This window comes from Candidatus Symbiobacter mobilis CR, assembly GCF_000477435.1.
In the GTDB taxonomy this organism is placed as follows: Bacteria; Pseudomonadota; Gammaproteobacteria; order Burkholderiales; family Burkholderiaceae_C; genus Rhodoferax; species Rhodoferax mobilis.
In genome coordinates, this window is sequence record NC_022576.1 from 2666942 (window position 1) to 2682810 (window position 15869).

Below are 15869 nucleotides of genomic sequence, written 5' to 3' on the forward strand. Positions count from 1 at the left end.
CGGTGATTTCACGCGAACGTGACCGATAGTGGGTGCGAAATGGATAGGGCTAGATGGTAGGTTCAATCGGTCACGCTTTCGTGAAATGGCGGACACGCTTTTGCGAAACGCCGGTCACGATGGCATGAAATGGGTACGGGGATAGGGTTATCCACGGTGCCGTTCGCCGCAGGTATCTTTCCTGCCGGAGGTGGACGGCGCGGTGGGTAACCCGGTTTGGATGGAACCGGTCTCACTGAAGTTCTTTCTGTTTGCGCATGGATTCGCCCGCTAGGGCAATCTTGTGCGCAGCATGGATGACTCGGTCGAGAATGGCATCGGCCAGTGTGGGATCGTTCAGGTAGGCATGCCAATGCTCGACCGGCAATTGGCTCGTTATCAGGGTCGATCGGGAGCCGACGCGATCGTCGAGAACCTCCAGCAGGTCATTGCGCTCGGACTGGTTGAGCGCAGCCAGGCCCCAATCGTCCAGGATCAGCAAGTCCGTCTTGGACAGGCTGGCCAATTTCTTGCCGAAACTGCCATCACCGTGCGCGATGCGCAGTTCCTCGAAGAACCGGGGGGTACGAACATACGCCACGGACAGTCCCTGACGGCATGCGGCGTTGCCCAGTGCGCAAGCAAGCCAGGTCTTTCCACACCCCGTGGCACCCGTCAAAATCACATTTTGATGCGCTCGTATCCACTGGCAGGAACCTAGCTGCGCCATGGACGCTTTGTCCAGTTTCCGGTCGGTGCCGTAGCGCACATCCTCCAGGCACGCTTGACCAGACTTCATGCGGGCCTCGCGCAGCAGACGAGAAACACGGCGGTTTTCCCGCCAAGTCTGTTCACGATCGACGAGCATGGCGAATCGTTCGTCGAATGACAGGCTGGCGGCTGCGCTATTCGTCTGCTGCTCTTCGAATGCGGCAAGCATGCCAGGCAGACGCAGGGTCTTGAGAGTTTGTACGGTCTGTTCCATCAACATGATTCCTCCTTCATCAGTGGTAGTAATCAGGCCCACGCACATTGGCATGGCTGGGCAAGGGCGTGTCAGTTTTGGTGGGATCGACGGGCTGGCGATCAAGACCTTTGTCCAGGATCGATGCCACCGACCGGAAGCGATACGCGCCAATAGCCAGTGCCCGGGTACAGGCGGCTTCCATCCGTTCCGCGCCCACCTTGCGGGCCAAACGCATCAGGCCGAGGCAGGCGCGGTACCCCTGCTCTGAATGCTGCTTTTCCAGGAGCATGCGCTGAACCAATTCGCCAGTGGCAACGCCTACCAAAGTCCCCCAGGCGATCAACTTCCCAGGTGTCCACTCTGCATGGGCGCGGTGCGCCGCCGGCATGTGTTCGGCCACGGTCGTGTAGTTGCCTTTGCTGGTATTGCGCGCATGGCCTGCCACCCTGCGATTGCGAGCCAGGATTTCCACCATTCCTTGCGTAATGCGCAATTCGACTTCCTGCCGCGCCAGCACATGCGGTACGCTGTAGAAATGGCCCTCGAACTCGACGTGATAGTCGATATTGACACGTGCGCGTTTCCAGTCTGCCAGTTCGAATCGGGTGGTCGGCAGGGCTTTCAGGCACGCAACGTCCAGCCTCTCGAATGCTTCCCGCCGGGAACCAGGCAGTTTCTTGAATGGCCGGTCGTTCAGCACTGGCAATAGTTCACCTACGGCACTGTCCAGTTCCACCAGCGAGAAGAATTGGCGATGCCGTAGTCGCGCCAGAATCCAGCGCTCGACCACCTGAACACCCACTTCGACCTTCGCCTTGTCCTGCGGCTTCTTCGGTCGCGCAGGCAATATCACCGTTCCGTAGTGTTGGGCAAATTCGGCTGTTGCCCGGTTCAGTTCCGGCTCATAAGCGTTGGCGACTTTGACCAGCGCCTTGGGATTGTCCGGAACGATCAGTTTTGTCACGCCACCTATGAACTCGAGCGCCCTGGCCAGCCCGCCCAGCCAGTCTGCCTGCGTTTGCCCAGCCGTTGCACAAGCAAAGGTGTAGCTGGATGCGCCCAGCACGGCAACAAAGATGCTCGCCACTCTGCTCTCACCAGTGTCGGCATCGAAGATCGCAACGGTCGGGCCCGCAAAGTCGGCAAACAGCTTTTCACCTGCACGGTGAATCTGACGCATCGAGCGCTTGAGCGAACCAGCCCAAGCTCTGTAGCGGGTACAAAAAGCTGTGTACTGGTAAGCCGTTTCCCCGGCCTCTTGCTTGTACTCTTCCCACAGCAGGGTGAGAGTGACACCTTTCTTCTTCAGCTCCTGGTGGATCAGCGCATGGTCAGGCTCAACAAATGCCGACTCCCGGGCAGCCAATTGGCGATACAGCCGATGCTCCAGAGCGCCGTCATCCAGGTCGTCTGGCAATGGCCATTTCAGCCCGGCGTTCTCCGCCAGCTTCAGGTATTTCGATACCACCCCTTTCGATAGCCTCAGCGCCCGGGCAATCGCCTCCAGACTCAGGTCAGTGTCGTTTCGGTAACGCAGTACGTCTCGAATTTTTCTCATGGATAGTCTCTCTTGTGGCATCCCCGCTCGCTTTCAAAAAAAACAGCAAGGCTACTTCGGACTATCCATCACGCTCCCACTCAGCGGTCACGTTCACCGTGAAATCGCGGTCACGCTTTCGTGAAACGCCGGTCACACTTCTGCGAATTCGCGGTCACGTTCGCGTGAAATACGCAACAAGGGCTAGAGGCAAAAAGAGCATATCGATTTGAGCTGCCTAATGTACATTGTCAGTTTTCCTTGACAACTCATTCGCCAGCATCTCTGCCTGCTTAAGCACCGTCTCGGTGGCCAGCTTCTGCATGTCCGGCGGATACCCGAATTGCCTCAAAGTCCTTTTGACAATGACTTTGAGTTTCGCCCTCACGCTTTCCTTGATTGTCCAATCGATTGAGGCATTGGCCTTTACCTTTTCAAACAGCACCACAGCCAGTTCGCGTAGCTTGTCCTGTTGCATTAACTCTCTGGCGCTGTCGTTGTTGGCCACGGCGGTATAGAAGGCGTACTCATAGTCGCTCATGCCCATCTCTTTGGCTTGCTTGTCTGACTTGACGATCTCCCTGCTGATGTTGATCAGCTCGTCCATGACCTCCACCGCCGTGATCACCTTGGCATGGTAACGCTTGATGGCGTCTTGCAGCATTTCCATCAGCGTCCGGCTTTGCACCAGGTTCTTTTTGGCGCGTGCCTTGATTTCGTCGCCCAGCAGTTTTTTGAGCACTTCCAGTGCGACGTTTTTATGCTCCCTGTTTTTTAGCTCCAGCAAGAACTCTTCAGAAAGAATTGAAATATCAGGCTTCTTGATTCCGGCAGCGTCAAACACATCAATCACTTGCTCCGACACCAGCGCCTTGTCGATCACCTGGTGAATGGTCGATTCAATTTCGTCGTTGGTACGACCTGAACCGGTGCTGTCGAACTTCGCCAGCCGCGCCTTCACCGCCTGAAAGAAGGCGATTTCATCCTTTACATCCATGGCTTGCTCGTGCGGAATGGCGATGGCGAACGCCTGCGACAAAGCGGTGACTTGGTCGATATAGCGCTTCTTGCCATCTTCCAGCCCGAGGATATGCTCCTCGGCCGCCAGAATCATGGAGAGTTTCTTGGCGGTGTCGGCTTCGAAATAATCCTCGTAAGGGAAGCCGTGATACATGCCAGCCACCACTTCGATCTTTTCCAGCATCAACGCTACAGCCTGTTCCTGGGCCAGCATGGGGGCGCCCTTGCCTCCGGCATCGGCATAGAACGACAAAGCCTGTTTGAGATCAGAGGCAATGCCCAGGTAATCCACTACCAAACCCGCTGGCTTATCGCCATATACCCGATTCACCCGTGCGATGGCCTGCATCAGGTTGTGGCCCTGCATGGGCTTGTCGATGTACAAGGTGTGCATACAGGGCGCATCGAAGCCGGTGAGCCACATATCGCGCACGATGACCAGCTTCAACTCGTCCTCGGGGTCTTTCATCCGCTCGGCGAGGGTCTTGCGTTGTTGTTTGGTGGTGTGATGCCCGGCCAGTGTCGGGCCATCCGCAGAGGCCGCCGTCATCACCACCTTGATCACACCCTTGGTCAGGTCGGGTGAATGCCATTCTGGTTTCAGCTTGATGATCTCTGCATACAGTTCTGCCGCAATGCGCCGCGACATGGCCACAACCATCGCCTTGCCCGCAAACACTTCCTGTCGCTTCTCGAAATGCGCGACGAGGTCCTGCGCCACATTCCGGATACGCTGCTCGGCACCGACCAGGGCCTCCATCTGCGTCCATTTGGCCTTGGCCTTCTGGGTCTCGGTCAACTCGTCCTGTTCCAATTCCTCATCCAGCTCGGCAATCAGTTTTTTGCCCTCATCGCTGAGCGACACCCTCGCCAGGCGGCTTTCATAATAAATCTTCTTGGTTGCGCCATCTTCCACCGCCTGGGCAATGTCGTAAATGTCAACGTAATTGCCGAACACCGCCGGGGTATTGACATCGGTCTTTTCGATGGGCGTCCCGGTGAATCCCAGATAGGTCGCATTGGGCAGGGCATCGCGCAGATACTTGGCAAAGCCGTACACCACCCGCTTGCCGATGAGGTTGCCTTGCGCGTCCTTCTCATCCACGGTTTTGGCCTTGAAGCCGTACTGGGTACGGTGCGCCTCGTCGGCGATCACCACCACATTGCGGCGGTCGGTCAGTTCCTCATAGACATTGCCTTCTTCGGGCTGGAACTTTTGCATGGTGGTGAAGATCACCCCGCCAGAGCCAACCTTCAACAACCGCTTCAGATCTTTGCGGTCATCCACCTGCACCGGCTCCTGTCGCAACACCTGCGTACAGGCGGCAAAGGTATCGAACAGTTGATCATCCAGATCGTTGCGGTCGGTGATCACGACAATGGTGGGGTTATCCAGCGTCAGCACGATCTTGCCGGTGTAGAACACCATCGACAGCGACTTGCCGCTGCCCTGCGTGTGCCACACCACCCCGGCCTTGCGGTCGCCCGGCGGCTGGGTTTTGACGCTCGCAACGCCGTAGCTTTCCGGTGTTTGCGCCACACACGGCACCGCGCTACTTGCTGCCCGCAAGGTGGAAACCACCGCCGCGTTGACGGCGTAGTACTGGTGATACGCTGCCAGCTTCTTCACCGTGCTGATGCTGATCACACCCGTTGCCGGGTCTTCCTTCTTCGACTTTTCAAACACAATGAAGTGGCGCAGCAAATCCAGCAGCGTCGCCTTGTTCAACAGGCCATTGATCAAAGTCTCCATCTGACTGATCAGCGCGGATGCCTCCAACTTGCCGTCCGCCGTCTTCCACGCCATGAAGCGCGACAGCCCTGCTGAGAGCGAACCCACCTTGGCCTCCAACCCGTCGGAAATCACCAACAAACCGTTGTAGGTGAACAGGCTGGGAATCACTTCCTTGTAGGTCTGCAATTGCTGATAAGCGGTTTTGATGGTGGCGTTTTCATCGGCAGCATTCTTGAGTTCCATCACCACCAGCGGCAGACCATTGACGAACAAGACCACATCCGGGCGCTTGCTCTGATGCCCATGATCCGAATGGCCGATCACCGTCAACTGATTGGCAATGACGAATTCATTGTTATCGGGATTGGCAAAATCCACCAGCCACACCAGATCGCCGCGCTCGTTGCCTCTGTCCTGATAGACGACCTTGATGCCCTCGGTCAGCATGCGGTGAAAGGCTTCGTTGTTGGCGATCAGCTCCGGCGAGTTCAGGCGCTGAACCTGTTTGATGGCCTCCTCGCGCACATCGGCAGGAATGGACGGGTTGATGCGCGCCACCGCCGAGCGCAGTCGCTTCAGCAGCAACACATCCTCGAAGCGCTCACGCTCCGGCGTTTCGCTGTCTGGCGCAATATCCGGCCCGTAGATGTATTGGTAACCGAGTTTCTCGAATAGCCCGATAGCGAAGGTTTCGATGGCCGACTCGGTGAGCTTATCCATTCCCACTGACCTGATTGAGCGCCAGCATATTCACGATGAGACGAATCAGCGTCTCTTTTTGTTTGGGATCAGACTCTGCCACCAGCAAAGTCAGCGCAGCCAAACCGGTATCGTTGATGACCGGCTCGCCTTGGGGATTGAGCAGGCGGCCATTGCGGTGCAGAAAATCGACGAACAGAAAGGCGCCGCTGCGTTTGTTGCCGTCGGCAAACGGGTGATTTTTGACCACAAAATAGAGCAGGTGAGCGGCCTTGCTTTCGATGGTGGGGTAAGCTGGCTCGCCAAAAACCGTCTGATTCAGGTTCCCCAACAGCGCACTCAATCCATCGCCCCGCAGTTGGGCAAAAAGCTCGGTCGCTTCACCCCGCTTCATCAACGACTGCTTGAGCGCTGTTAGCGAACGCATGGCCTCCGCCTCCGTGGGCAGATCCCCGCCTGGCTGGCCCCCCGGTTCGGTCAACATCCCCTCGTCGTAGCGTTGCAGCCAGAGAAAGGTCTGGGTATAGCGGCTGACGATCTCCACCAGCCCGCTGCCCGCCTCGGCGGTGAGGGTCTGAGTTTGCGCCGCCTTGCGGATCAAGGCCAGCGCCTGTTCCAGCTCGGCAGCGTTTTGCTCGAAGCGGGCCTGATGCAGGGTGTACCCCTTCACCAGGTGCTGCCGCAGCACTTGGGTAGCCCAGCGCCGGAACTGCACTCCCCGCCCGGACTTGATGCGGTAACCGACTGAAATAATCACATCCAGGTCATAAAGGGTGACCGGCTTGTCGGAATTTGCAATATGCATTTTTTGCATATTGCTTTTTTCGCTGACCTCGCCCTCGGCCAAAGCATTGCGGATATGCCGCGAGACAACAGATTGATCGCGCCCAAATAATTCGCTCATCTGCTCCTGCCGCAGCCAGACTGTCTCCTGCTCCAGCCTGACATCGATCTGAGCCTTGCCATCCTCGGTTTGGTAAATCTGGATTTTGTTCTGTTCCATGGCTGCCTCCCTAATGTTTGTAGTCCACCCGCACTTCGCCGCTCATGAGTTTGGGGAGGAGGGTGTCGCGGAGGGTTTCGAGGGTGCGGATTTGAATGTGGTTATATTCAATTTTGCCCCATGCATTATCTGCATATACGGAGAACTCGCGGAGCCTATCATCCGGTGGTCGTTTAAACTCTAAACATTCAATATCGGATGGCTTTAATGATGGATAAGTCGAGGTTGAAGCCTCTGCGATGGAATGCAGATACTCAGTCATATCGCTCATTGTTAGCAAGATATAAATGAAATGAGGATTAATGGTTTGACAACTGATGACGCAAAAGCCAGTTGAAACGATAATATCCTCATCGGGATGTTTAATTATTCCGTAGTGTTTTTGATCAGGGCGAACGGTAGAAATCAGGATGTCATTGTGTTTAACGATACGTCGCGCCCTGCTTGGTGCGTCATTCATATCAAGAATCTGAAAGCCTTCAATGATTCCCTCATTTAACGATCCCGTATCCAAATATCGAATTGTTTTTAGCTTTGAGTTATTTGTAATACTCAAAACATTCGTCTTTACGAAATCACAGACTTTTACTGTTTCCCAATCCTCCTGCGCTTCTTCCACGAACCACTGGCGGAAGAGGGTTTCGGCCATGCCTTCGAGGGTTTTGTTTGGGCGGTGGAGCAGGTTGATTTTGTCGTCAAGGCTGGAAAGCACCGAGGCGATGGCGCGTTGTTCGGGGAGGGGGGGATAGATACTTCAACTTCCTTCATATCTCTTATGGGTAACTGCGGTTGTGCGCTACCTGAAGTAAATGTATGGAAATCGCTCTGTAACTTTCTGAAAAGGTAATAGTTGAATGCTGGCAGTAGTTTATCCTTCTTAGGTCTAATGATTACCATTCCTGAGTTAATTCGGACGTTATCGTAAATTATTGATGAATCATAAAAGCCCAAATTCCCGACAGTTCCACGAGTTGTCAAAACTAAATCATCGCGTTCCAGTTTACCTTTGCGAAGCAATTCATCTCGTTCTTTCCTTATAAATTGGCATTCAGAAAATTCAAATCCATCAATACGCACGTTTTTCGTGCTTAAAAAAAGACAGTATCCGCGTGGCATGAATTCATCCTGCGACGGGTAGTTCTTGCCTCGGTCACCATCAAGTATCTCCAATGGGGCTTTAGCCAGATTGCATTCTTTCCACTCGCTCATAACCCCACCCTCCCCAACATCTCCATAACCCCCATCTCCATCCTCGAAAACGCAAACCACTTCTTGCCCAAATCCTTCAGCGAGGCACCGATGTGGTAGATATCGTCGTCGATGATCAAAAATCGGTCGTGGGCGAGTGTGAATTCTCGCGCTTCGATCGGCGGGTACTGCGCGTTAAATTTGTCGATGTCCTGGGAGAGTTCGCGGCTTATTGTTCTGGTCAGCAGTTGCACACTCACCCCCGCCTTGCGCTTGGCGAGCAGAAGCAACACACTTTCGTCCACATAGTTGTCGATAAGGATAATCCGGCGGCCGGCGGCGCGGATCAGGTCGGCTACAAAGGCGTAGGCATCAAAAACCTGACCGTCGTAAAAAATCCCCTGCTTGGGGATCACCGATTGATCTTCAATAGCGTTGAGGAGTCGTTCAACTTTCTGATCGGTCTGGGCTTGCCACAATTCCAGACTGTCCAATCGCTGAAAGACTTGGGCGTTAGAAAGAAGAAAGCGGCGCATGGCGACAAAAGCGTTCATGATTTGAACGCTGACTTTGACTGCCGTTTCACTGCGGAGCACTGCCGAAAGCATGGCAATACCCTGTTCGGTAAAGACATAGGGTGAGTGTCTTCGTCCGCCCCAACTTGAGGTCGCAAATTGCGACCTCAAGTTTTCGAGTTCAGCCTCTGAAGGTTGAAACATAAACTCGGCAGGGAATCTTTCGATATTGCGTTTCACCTGTTCATTGAGCCGCTTGGTTTCTACCCCGTACAATTTCGCCAGCTCTTCATCAAACATGACCTGAATGCCGCGTATGGTGTAGATGTGTCTTTGAATATTATCAGCAAGAATCAAGGAGCTATCGCTCATACCCTCACCCTCCCCAAACTCTCTGCAATCAAGGCATTCAGTTTCGCTTCTTCCTGCAACTGCGCCTCAAACTCCGCCTTGAGCTGGGTAAAACGTTCCTTGAAATCGAAGTCGTCCTCATCGTCCGGCAGGCCGACATACCGTCCCGGCGTGAGCACATAGTCCAACTCACGGACGCGATCAATACCGACAGATGCACAGAAACCGGGAATGTCGGCATACGTAGGGGCAACCCCCCGTGGTTGCCCAGTTTGCGGTTTCCCTGATTGCGGTTTCCCAATGTCATCGGGGCAGGCATGGGGGCCTGCCCCTACGGGGGATCGCCACGCATGATAGGTGCGGGTGATGGTGGCGATGTCTTCTGCGGAAAACTCCTTGGTGCGGCGGTTGATGAGGTGGCCGAGGTTGCGGGCGTCGATAAACAGGATTTCATCTGCGCGGTTGCGAAAGCCCTCACCCCCAGCCCCTCTCCCAAAGGGCGAGGGGTTTAGGCGGTTGCGGCTCAGAAACCACAGGCAGGCGGGGATTTGGGTGTTCAAAAACAGCTTGGCGGGCAGATTGACGATGCAGTCCACCAGCCGCGCCTCGACCAGCGCCTTGCGGATGTCACCCTCGCCGGAGCTTTTGGAGGTGAGCGCGCCCTTGGCGAGCACGAAACCGGCCTGTCCGCCGGGGTTCAGGTGATAGAGGAAGTGTTGAATCCAGGCGTAGTTGGCGTTGCCGGTGGGCGGCACGCCGTGTTGCCAGCGGCCATCCTTGCGCAGCAGGTCGCCGCTCCAGTCGCTGTCGTTGAAGGGTGGATTGGCGATGACGTAATCGGCCTTGAGGTCTTTATGGGTGTCGTTGAGGAAGGAGCCTTCGTTGTTCCATTTCACCTGCGAGCTGTCGAGGTGGCGGATGGCAAGGTTCATCTTGGCCAGACGCCAGGTGGTCAGGTTGCTCTCCTGCCCGTAAATGGAGATGTCGTCGACCTTACCCTGGTGGCCGGTCACGAACTTTTCTGATTGCACAAACAGTAACTTCTCAAAAAGTTATGGCAATATATTGTTTTTCGTAAAAAACAGCATATAATGCTATCCATGGATCAAGCACAGATACTAGCCAGAGACGAGTATACCGTGTCCCCTGTGCCGAGTCTCCCGCAAATTCCTGCAGAAGAAATGTGTCTGCATTGCAAAAATAAGTCGGATATTATTGATGCGCAAGCTGAAACCATCCAAGAATTGAAAACAGAGATTCAGCAGTTGCGCGATGAAATCGCTATCCTCAAAGGTGAAAAATCAAAACCAGTATTAAAGCCCAGCAAAATGGACAAAAATACTGATCTGGATGACAATCCCCCACACAGTAACGGCAGTGGCGTAATCTCCAAAAGACCTGGTTCCGCAAAGCGCAGCAAAACAGCTCAACTAATCATCCACGAAATTCGCATCATCAAGCCAGCAGGCCCGATTCCCTCTGGCGCTCGGCTAAAAAGCTATCAAAACTTCGTTGTTCAAGGCCTCATCATCAAGGCACACAACATCTGTTATCGCCTCGCTTGTTATCAAACCAATGACGGGAAATGCCTCAGAGGTCAGCTCCCACCAGAATTGCAAGGCCAGCATTTCAATCCTACATTGCGCAACTATATTCTGTACCAACATCACCACTGCCATGTTACACAGCCACTTCTCTTGGAGCAATTGAGCGAATGGCATATCGATATCTCGTCAGGTCAAATCAATGCCCTGCTGAGTCAACATACTGAACCATTCCACACAGAAAAAGATGAAATACTGGCCATCGGTCTGCAAAAAAGCCAGTACGTCACAGTCGATGACACCGGCGCACGTCATGCAGGCCAGAACGGCTACGCCCTGCACGTCGGGAACGAGGACTTCGGCTGGTTCCAAAGCACCGACAGCAAGAGCAGAATCAACTTCCTCCAATGTTTGCACGCCGGTCCGGTCACAACCCAGGTCAACGAACATGCCCTGACCTACATGGAAGAACATGGCTTGAGTAATGACGTATGTAGTCAGCTACAAGATCATGCCACTCCTGAGTTCTTAAGCATCGAACTATGGCGCAAACATCTCGAAGCATTGAAAATCGATAGTGAGACGCACGTACGTATCGCTACGGAAGGTGCTTTACTTGGGAGCCTGGTAGAAAAAGGCTTCAACCTGAAATTGGCAATCGTCAGTGATGGAGCCGGTCAATTCGCAGTCCTGTTGCACGCTCTGTGCTGGATACACGCCGAACGTCTTGTTCACAAGCTGATACCGGTCAATGAAGGGCAGAGACAAGCTGTAGCGCAGGTGCGCTCCGATATATGGAGGTTGTATGGCGATTTGAAAGCATACAAGCGCAACCCGAACGCGAATATGGTAGAACAGTTCGAAAAACGTTTTGATAGTGTTTTCAATAGAAAAACCGGCTACCAAACACTAGATAATCTCCTGAAGCGCTTGTATGGGAAAAAAGAAGAGTTGTTGTTAGTATTGCAACGACCAGAAATCCCGCTACATACGAACGGAAGCGAAACTGCCCTTCGGGATTTGGTAAAGAAACGAAAAGTGAGTGGTGGAACCCGTAGCGACCTTGGGCGACAATGTCGAGATACGTTTGCGAGTTTGAAGAAGACTTGTCGGAAACAAGGTATTTCGTTTTGGCGGTATTTGGAAGATCGCATCACACAAACTAATGCCATTCCGCGATTGGCGACGCTCATTCGTACCTAATACACTATTTGCAATTTCGCCATAACTTATTGAGAAGTTACCACAAACATACCGCCAGAGCCGCAGCAGGGGTCGAGCACCCGGCCCTTGTACGGCTCCAGCATCTCCACCAGCAGTTCGACCACACTGCGCGGGGTGTAGAACTGACCGCCCTTCTTGCCTTCAGCCAACGCAAATTCGCCGAGGAAATACTCAAACACATGGCCGAGCAGATCGGCGCTGCGCGCCTTGGCATGGCCGAGGGCGATGTTGCCGACCAGATCGATGAGTCCACCCAGACTGGTGGGGTCGAGATTGCCGCGTGCGAAAACTTTGGGCAGTACATCGCGCAACGAGGGGTTTTCCTTCTCGATGGCGTCCATGGCGGCATCGACCGTCTTGCCGATGTTCGGCTGCCTGGCCTGGGTGAGCAGATACGACCAGCGCGCAGTCTCCGGCACAAAGAACACGTTCTCCGCCTGGTATTCGTCCTTGTCTTCCGGGTCAGCGCCGGCGTAGTCGCCTTCACCCTTTTGCAGTTTTTCGTATAGCTCGTCAAAGGCATCGGATATGTACTTGAGGAAGATCAACCCCAGCACAATGTGCTTGTACTCCGCCGCGTCGATGTTTTTGCGCAGCTTGTCTGCCGCCTTCCACATCTGCTTTTCGATGGGTTCTTCCTGTTTTGGTGCTGCTTGCTTGGCCATGGTGTTCCTTTAAGGAGTACTACCGTTTTGGTCGAGATTTACTTGGTTAACGATTGAATTCAGCGGCTTCCGTAGGCATACCGCTGGAATGATGGGTATGCGCCCAGCATGGGCGCGAACTTATGGGGTGGAAATCCCCTGTGGGAGAACCGGATTGGACTCATTGTGAGCAATAGTCACCACTAGCCGAAGGCCAGGGCTATTTCGCGAGAAGTAGTCTGGAGGAAGCCCGAGAGCAAAAGTGCGAGACGACGAACAGGAACCGCATAGAAGGCCCAGAGTGCCGAGGCGAGCTGGCACAGGACGGCAAAGCCCATCGGTTTGGTGCTCAGGGTACATGCGGCGTTTGCGCACAGAAAGTTTGCGTTCTTACCTGGGGAGATCTGCACCGCGTGCGGTGCGAATGGATGACGGCGTGACCATGGAAGGCTTCCCCACCCATGCACGCGCACACTGACCAGCCGTGCGACAGCAAATTTGGGCGCTACCTGCGCGCCGGGGTGCTGGTCAAAAGCAAGGTGGCACCGATGAGCGAAAGCGCCTTTTTGGGCTTCACGATCAAGGGCAAGAAAGTACGCTGGACTGATAAGGCTCTGGCGGATTTCAAGCACCGCATCAAGAAGCTGACTGCGCGAAACTGGGGCAATACTTGCGGGGGTGGACGGCGTACTTTGGTATCAGCCAGTATTACCGCCCGGTACCCGAACTGGACGAGTGGATCAGACGGCGTAAGCGAATGTGCTACTGAAAACAGTGGCGCTGGCCGCGCACGAAAATCAAGAACCTGCTGGCATTGGGCGTAAGCCTGAAGTCGGCGATTCAGCACGGAGTCAGCAGCAAAAGCTATTGGCAGATGTCCAGAACCCCGGTTATCAATCAGGCTATATCCAACGTGTGGTTACAGGAGCAGGGTTTGCAGAGTGTGAAAGACCTGTGGTGCAAGGCACAGGGGTACATGGTCACCAAGAGAAAGATTTCGTCGAGCGAGCCGACTTGTTGAACCGCCCACTGCGGACCCGCACGGTGGGTGGTGTGGGGGGTGACGGTTAGAAGCCGTTGCCTACCCGATTATATTACAGACAACAGAGCTTCACATTCCTGTTCAATATCACGCATTAAAAGTCGCACTTTTTCCATTTCTCCGCTCTTTGCAGTAATCTCTATTTGATAAGCTGCATCATTTAGCCTGTGAGCAGCTAAATTTGCAGCAAGCCCTTTAATGGTATGTGATTGTCTCATAACTTCCTGAATATCATCATTATCTACGGCTGTTTTCAATATCTGTATATAATCGGGTAAATCTTTACGCAGGAATGAAAAAAGTTGACTCATCACTTCCTCATCTCCTTCGACACGGTTCAAAAATTCTTCTCTGTCAAATATTTTTCTTAAGTCGGCATGTGGCGGAGTGATATATGTGTCAGAAGATTGGGACATAATACCAGAATACCTGTAAAGGACTTCACGTAATTTTTCAGGTTCAACCGGCTTGGAAATATAGTCATCCATTCCGGCAGCAATACACTCCTCGCGATCCTGCGGTGTTGCATTTGCGGTCATGGCAATAATAGGCACTTTGAACTGTTCACCCCTTATTATTCTTGTGGCTTCAAGTCCGTCCATCTCCGGCATCTGAACATCCATCAGAATAATATCATACTCATTTTGACGAATTGCCTCTGTTGCCTTTTTACCATTCCGGACCGCATCTGCACAGATTCCCATTTTTTTTAGAATTATCAAGCCAAATCGCTGATTAAACTCATTATCTTCAGCAAGCAGAACGCGAAGACCTGCAAATTGTGAGTCTGATATTAAAGTCGTGTTATTAAGCGTGCAAACAGGGTCGAGCGTCTTGCTTCCTTGTTCAAATTTTGCAGTGAATCGGAATGTAGTGCCTTTTCCATATTCACTCTCAATTAAAATCCTGCCTCCCATAAGTTCGACAAGCCTCTTTGAAATCACAAGTCCAAGACCTGTTCCGCCATATTTTCGGGTTGTTGAAGAATCTGCCTGTGAAAAAGGTTGAAACATACGATCCAGACGGTCTTGCGGAATGCCGATGCCTGTGTCGGCAACGCTGAAGCTGAGAATAATCTGATTCTGTTCGTTAGTATTTTCATTCTCAACTGTTATGGTTATCCCACCTTTTGCTGTGAATTTGACAGAATTATTGAGCAGATTCAGGATAACCTGACGAAGACGGTTGCGGTCGCCTTTGAGAAAACGCGGAATATCAGGAGAGATATTACAGCTAAGAGTCAATCCCTTTTCAGAGGCTTTTATCTTCAGTATGTCAGTTATTTTACCAAGAAAATTTTTCAGATCAAAATCAACTGATTCCAATTCAATTTTACCCGCCTCGATTTTTGAGAAATCAAGAATATCCTCGATAAGTGACAGAAGTATTTCAGAGGAGTGGGACAGAATAAGAGCATATTCCTGCTGTTCATCGGTAAGCGTAGTCTCTCTAATAAGTCTGCTCATGCCGATAATCACGTTCATCGGAGTTCTTATTTCATGGCTCATGTTGGCAAGAAATTCAGATTTGGCACGATTGGCAGATTCAGCAGCCTCTTTTGCCTCTTTCAGTTCTTCTATCATCCGCCTGCGCTCGGTTACATCAAGAATGAATCCGCTCCAAATTGCCGGTTCACCAGGCGGAGCAGGGTTAGGACGCGAGGAGAGCTGTATCCACTTAAAACAACCGGATTGTGTAAGGATTCGCACTTCAGTATCGAAAAATTTCCCTTCTCTGTTAGATGCAGCATCCTCATCATGCAGCCTTCGCAGATCATCGCTGTGAATCATCTTCCAAAATAAGTTCATATCAGATAAAAGTTCTTTTTCGTCCAATTCCAGGATTTCCCGACAGCTCGGTCCCACATAGAGGAATCTGCTGCTGCCGTCAGGATACAGAATGTAGTCATACAGCATAACTGGCACACAGGATATAATCCGGTTATAATGTCTCTCGCTGTTAAGTAACGCTTCTTCTGCCCGCTTGCGGTCGGTGATATCGTGAATAATCGAAAACAGCAGTGTTTTTCCTTTAAAAATTATTGGGGAAGAATGAACCTCAACATAACGAATCTCTCCGTTTTTCAAGCGATGCTGAAAAGAAAACTCCCTGCACTCTTCGGTCATCATTTGCGTTATTGTCTGACGGATACATTCGGGCTGTAATTGATTAATTTTTCCGATCTCCATCTCTTCAAATTCCTGTATGGAATATCCGTAATAGTTGGCAGCTGACTTATTTGCCTTGATAATATGTCCAGTCTCAGGATTAATAAGCAGCATTACAGCACTATGATGTTCAAACATGCCCCTAAACAGAGCTTCTTTTTGACAAATGGTATTTTCTGCTTTTTTACGTTCCAGAATTTCATTCTCAAGTTGAGCGTTCCGGAGTTTTATTATCAATCACAAGGTTAAAACC

Annotated in this window: 12 protein-coding genes; 2 read left to right on the forward strand and 10 right to left on the reverse strand. The window is 52.4% G+C overall.

Annotated features, from left to right (window positions below):
• Positions 1 to 232: 232 nt before the first annotated feature.
• From istB to CENROD_RS10930, 8 genes are all read right to left on the reverse strand, one after another.
• On the reverse strand, positions 233 to 970 hold the full coding sequence (gene istB / locus CENROD_RS10900) for an IS21-like element helper ATPase IstB (RefSeq protein ID WP_041193651.1): 738 nt from the start codon (positions 968 to 970) through the stop codon (positions 233 to 235).
• A 13-nt stretch (positions 971 to 983) separates the two neighbouring features.
• Entirely contained in the window at positions 984 to 2525 is a 1542-nt protein-coding gene (istA, locus tag CENROD_RS10905; RefSeq protein WP_022776276.1) for an IS21 family transposase, read from the reverse strand.
• Between the two features lie 196 nt (positions 2526 to 2721).
• Positions 2722 to 5958 carry a type I restriction endonuclease subunit R gene (locus CENROD_RS10910; protein WP_022776284.1) on the reverse strand — a complete coding sequence of 1079 codons (3237 nt, stop codon included), beginning with the start codon at positions 5956 to 5958 and terminating at the stop codon, positions 2722 to 2724.
• Positions 5951 to 6940 (reverse strand): virulence RhuM family protein/type II toxin-antitoxin system death-on-curing family toxin, encoded by a 990-nt coding sequence (locus tag CENROD_RS10915; RefSeq protein WP_022776286.1) that lies wholly within the window; start codon positions 6938 to 6940, stop codon positions 5951 to 5953. Before CENROD_RS10915 ends, CENROD_RS10910 begins: the two co-directional genes overlap by 8 nt.
• Positions 6941 to 6950: 10 nt before the next feature.
• Entirely contained in the window at positions 6951 to 7589 is a 639-nt protein-coding gene (locus CENROD_RS14135) for a restriction endonuclease subunit S (protein WP_022776292.1), read from the reverse strand.
• The gene (locus tag CENROD_RS14140) at positions 7526 to 8149 is read right to left on the reverse strand and encodes a restriction endonuclease subunit S (RefSeq protein WP_022776296.1); all 624 of its coding nucleotides are present in this window, start codon (positions 8147 to 8149) and stop codon (positions 7526 to 7528) included. The genes CENROD_RS14135 and CENROD_RS14140 overlap by 64 nt, the downstream gene beginning before the upstream one ends.
• A complete protein-coding gene (locus tag CENROD_RS10925; protein WP_022776301.1) occupies positions 8146 to 9015 on the reverse strand; it encodes an ORF6N domain-containing protein in 870 nt (289 codons plus the stop codon). The genes CENROD_RS14140 and CENROD_RS10925 overlap by 4 nt, the downstream gene beginning before the upstream one ends.
• Entirely contained in the window at positions 9012 to 10025 is a 1014-nt protein-coding gene (locus CENROD_RS10930; RefSeq protein ID WP_022776304.1) for an N-6 DNA methylase, read from the reverse strand. The genes CENROD_RS10925 and CENROD_RS10930 overlap by 4 nt, the downstream gene beginning before the upstream one ends.
• Positions 10026 to 10094: 69 nt before the next feature.
• On the opposite strand from CENROD_RS10930, the gene CENROD_RS13320 reads away from it, so the two are divergent.
• Positions 10095 to 11741: an IS66 family transposase gene (locus CENROD_RS13320; protein WP_202961155.1), complete on the forward strand. Its 1647-nt coding sequence runs from the start codon at positions 10095 to 10097 to the stop codon at positions 11739 to 11741.
• Positions 11742 to 11767: 26 nt separating this feature from the next.
• Here CENROD_RS13320 and CENROD_RS10950 read toward each other — a convergent pair whose 3' ends face one another.
• Positions 11768 to 12427 carry a type I restriction-modification system subunit M gene (locus CENROD_RS10950; protein WP_022776314.1) on the reverse strand — a complete coding sequence of 220 codons (660 nt, stop codon included), beginning with the start codon at positions 12425 to 12427 and terminating at the stop codon, positions 11768 to 11770.
• A 440-nt stretch (positions 12428 to 12867) separates the two neighbouring features.
• On the opposite strand from CENROD_RS10950, the gene CENROD_RS14680 reads away from it, so the two are divergent.
• On the forward strand, positions 12868 to 13230 hold the full coding sequence (locus CENROD_RS14680; RefSeq protein WP_051360375.1) for a hypothetical protein: 363 nt from the start codon (positions 12868 to 12870) through the stop codon (positions 13228 to 13230).
• 265 nt (positions 13231 to 13495) lie between these two features.
• On the opposite strand, the gene CENROD_RS12715 is transcribed toward CENROD_RS14680, so the two are convergent.
• Complete coding sequence (locus tag CENROD_RS12715; RefSeq protein ID WP_081699888.1) at positions 13496 to 15853, reverse strand: PAS domain-containing hybrid sensor histidine kinase/response regulator; 2358 nt, start codon at positions 15851 to 15853, stop codon at positions 13496 to 13498.
• Positions 15854 to 15869 lie beyond the last annotated feature (16 nt).

Bases quoted from the DNA above. Each gene is read 5' to 3' on its own strand.
- istB (WP_041193651.1), bottom strand. From the start codon at position 970: ATGTTGATGGAACAGACCGTACAAACTCTCAAGACCCTGCGTCTGCCT.
- istA (WP_022776276.1), bottom strand. From the start codon at position 2,525: ATGCCACAAGAGAGACTATCCATGAGAAAAATTCGAGACGTACTGCGT.
- CENROD_RS10910 (WP_022776284.1), bottom strand. From the start codon at position 5,958: ATGGATAAGCTCACCGAGTCGGCCATCGAAACCTTCGCTATCGGGCTA.
- CENROD_RS10915 (WP_022776286.1), bottom strand. From the start codon at position 6,940: ATGGAACAGAACAAAATCCAGATTTACCAAACCGAGGATGGCAAGGCT.
- CENROD_RS14135 (WP_022776292.1), bottom strand. From the start codon at position 7,589: ATGGCCGAAACCCTCTTCCGCCAGTGGTTCGTGGAAGAAGCGCAGGAG.
- CENROD_RS14140 (WP_022776296.1), bottom strand. From the start codon at position 8,149: ATGAGCGAGTGGAAAGAATGCAATCTGGCTAAAGCCCCATTGGAGATA.
- CENROD_RS10925 (WP_022776301.1), bottom strand. From the start codon at position 9,015: ATGAGCGATAGCTCCTTGATTCTTGCTGATAATATTCAAAGACACATC.
- CENROD_RS13320 (WP_202961155.1), top strand. From the start codon at position 10,095: ATGGATCAAGCACAGATACTAGCCAGAGACGAGTATACCGTGTCCCCT.
- CENROD_RS10950 (WP_022776314.1), bottom strand. From the start codon at position 12,427: ATGGCCAAGCAAGCAGCACCAAAACAGGAAGAACCCATCGAAAAGCAG.
- CENROD_RS14680 (WP_051360375.1), top strand. From the start codon at position 12,868: ATGCACGCGCACACTGACCAGCCGTGCGACAGCAAATTTGGGCGCTAC.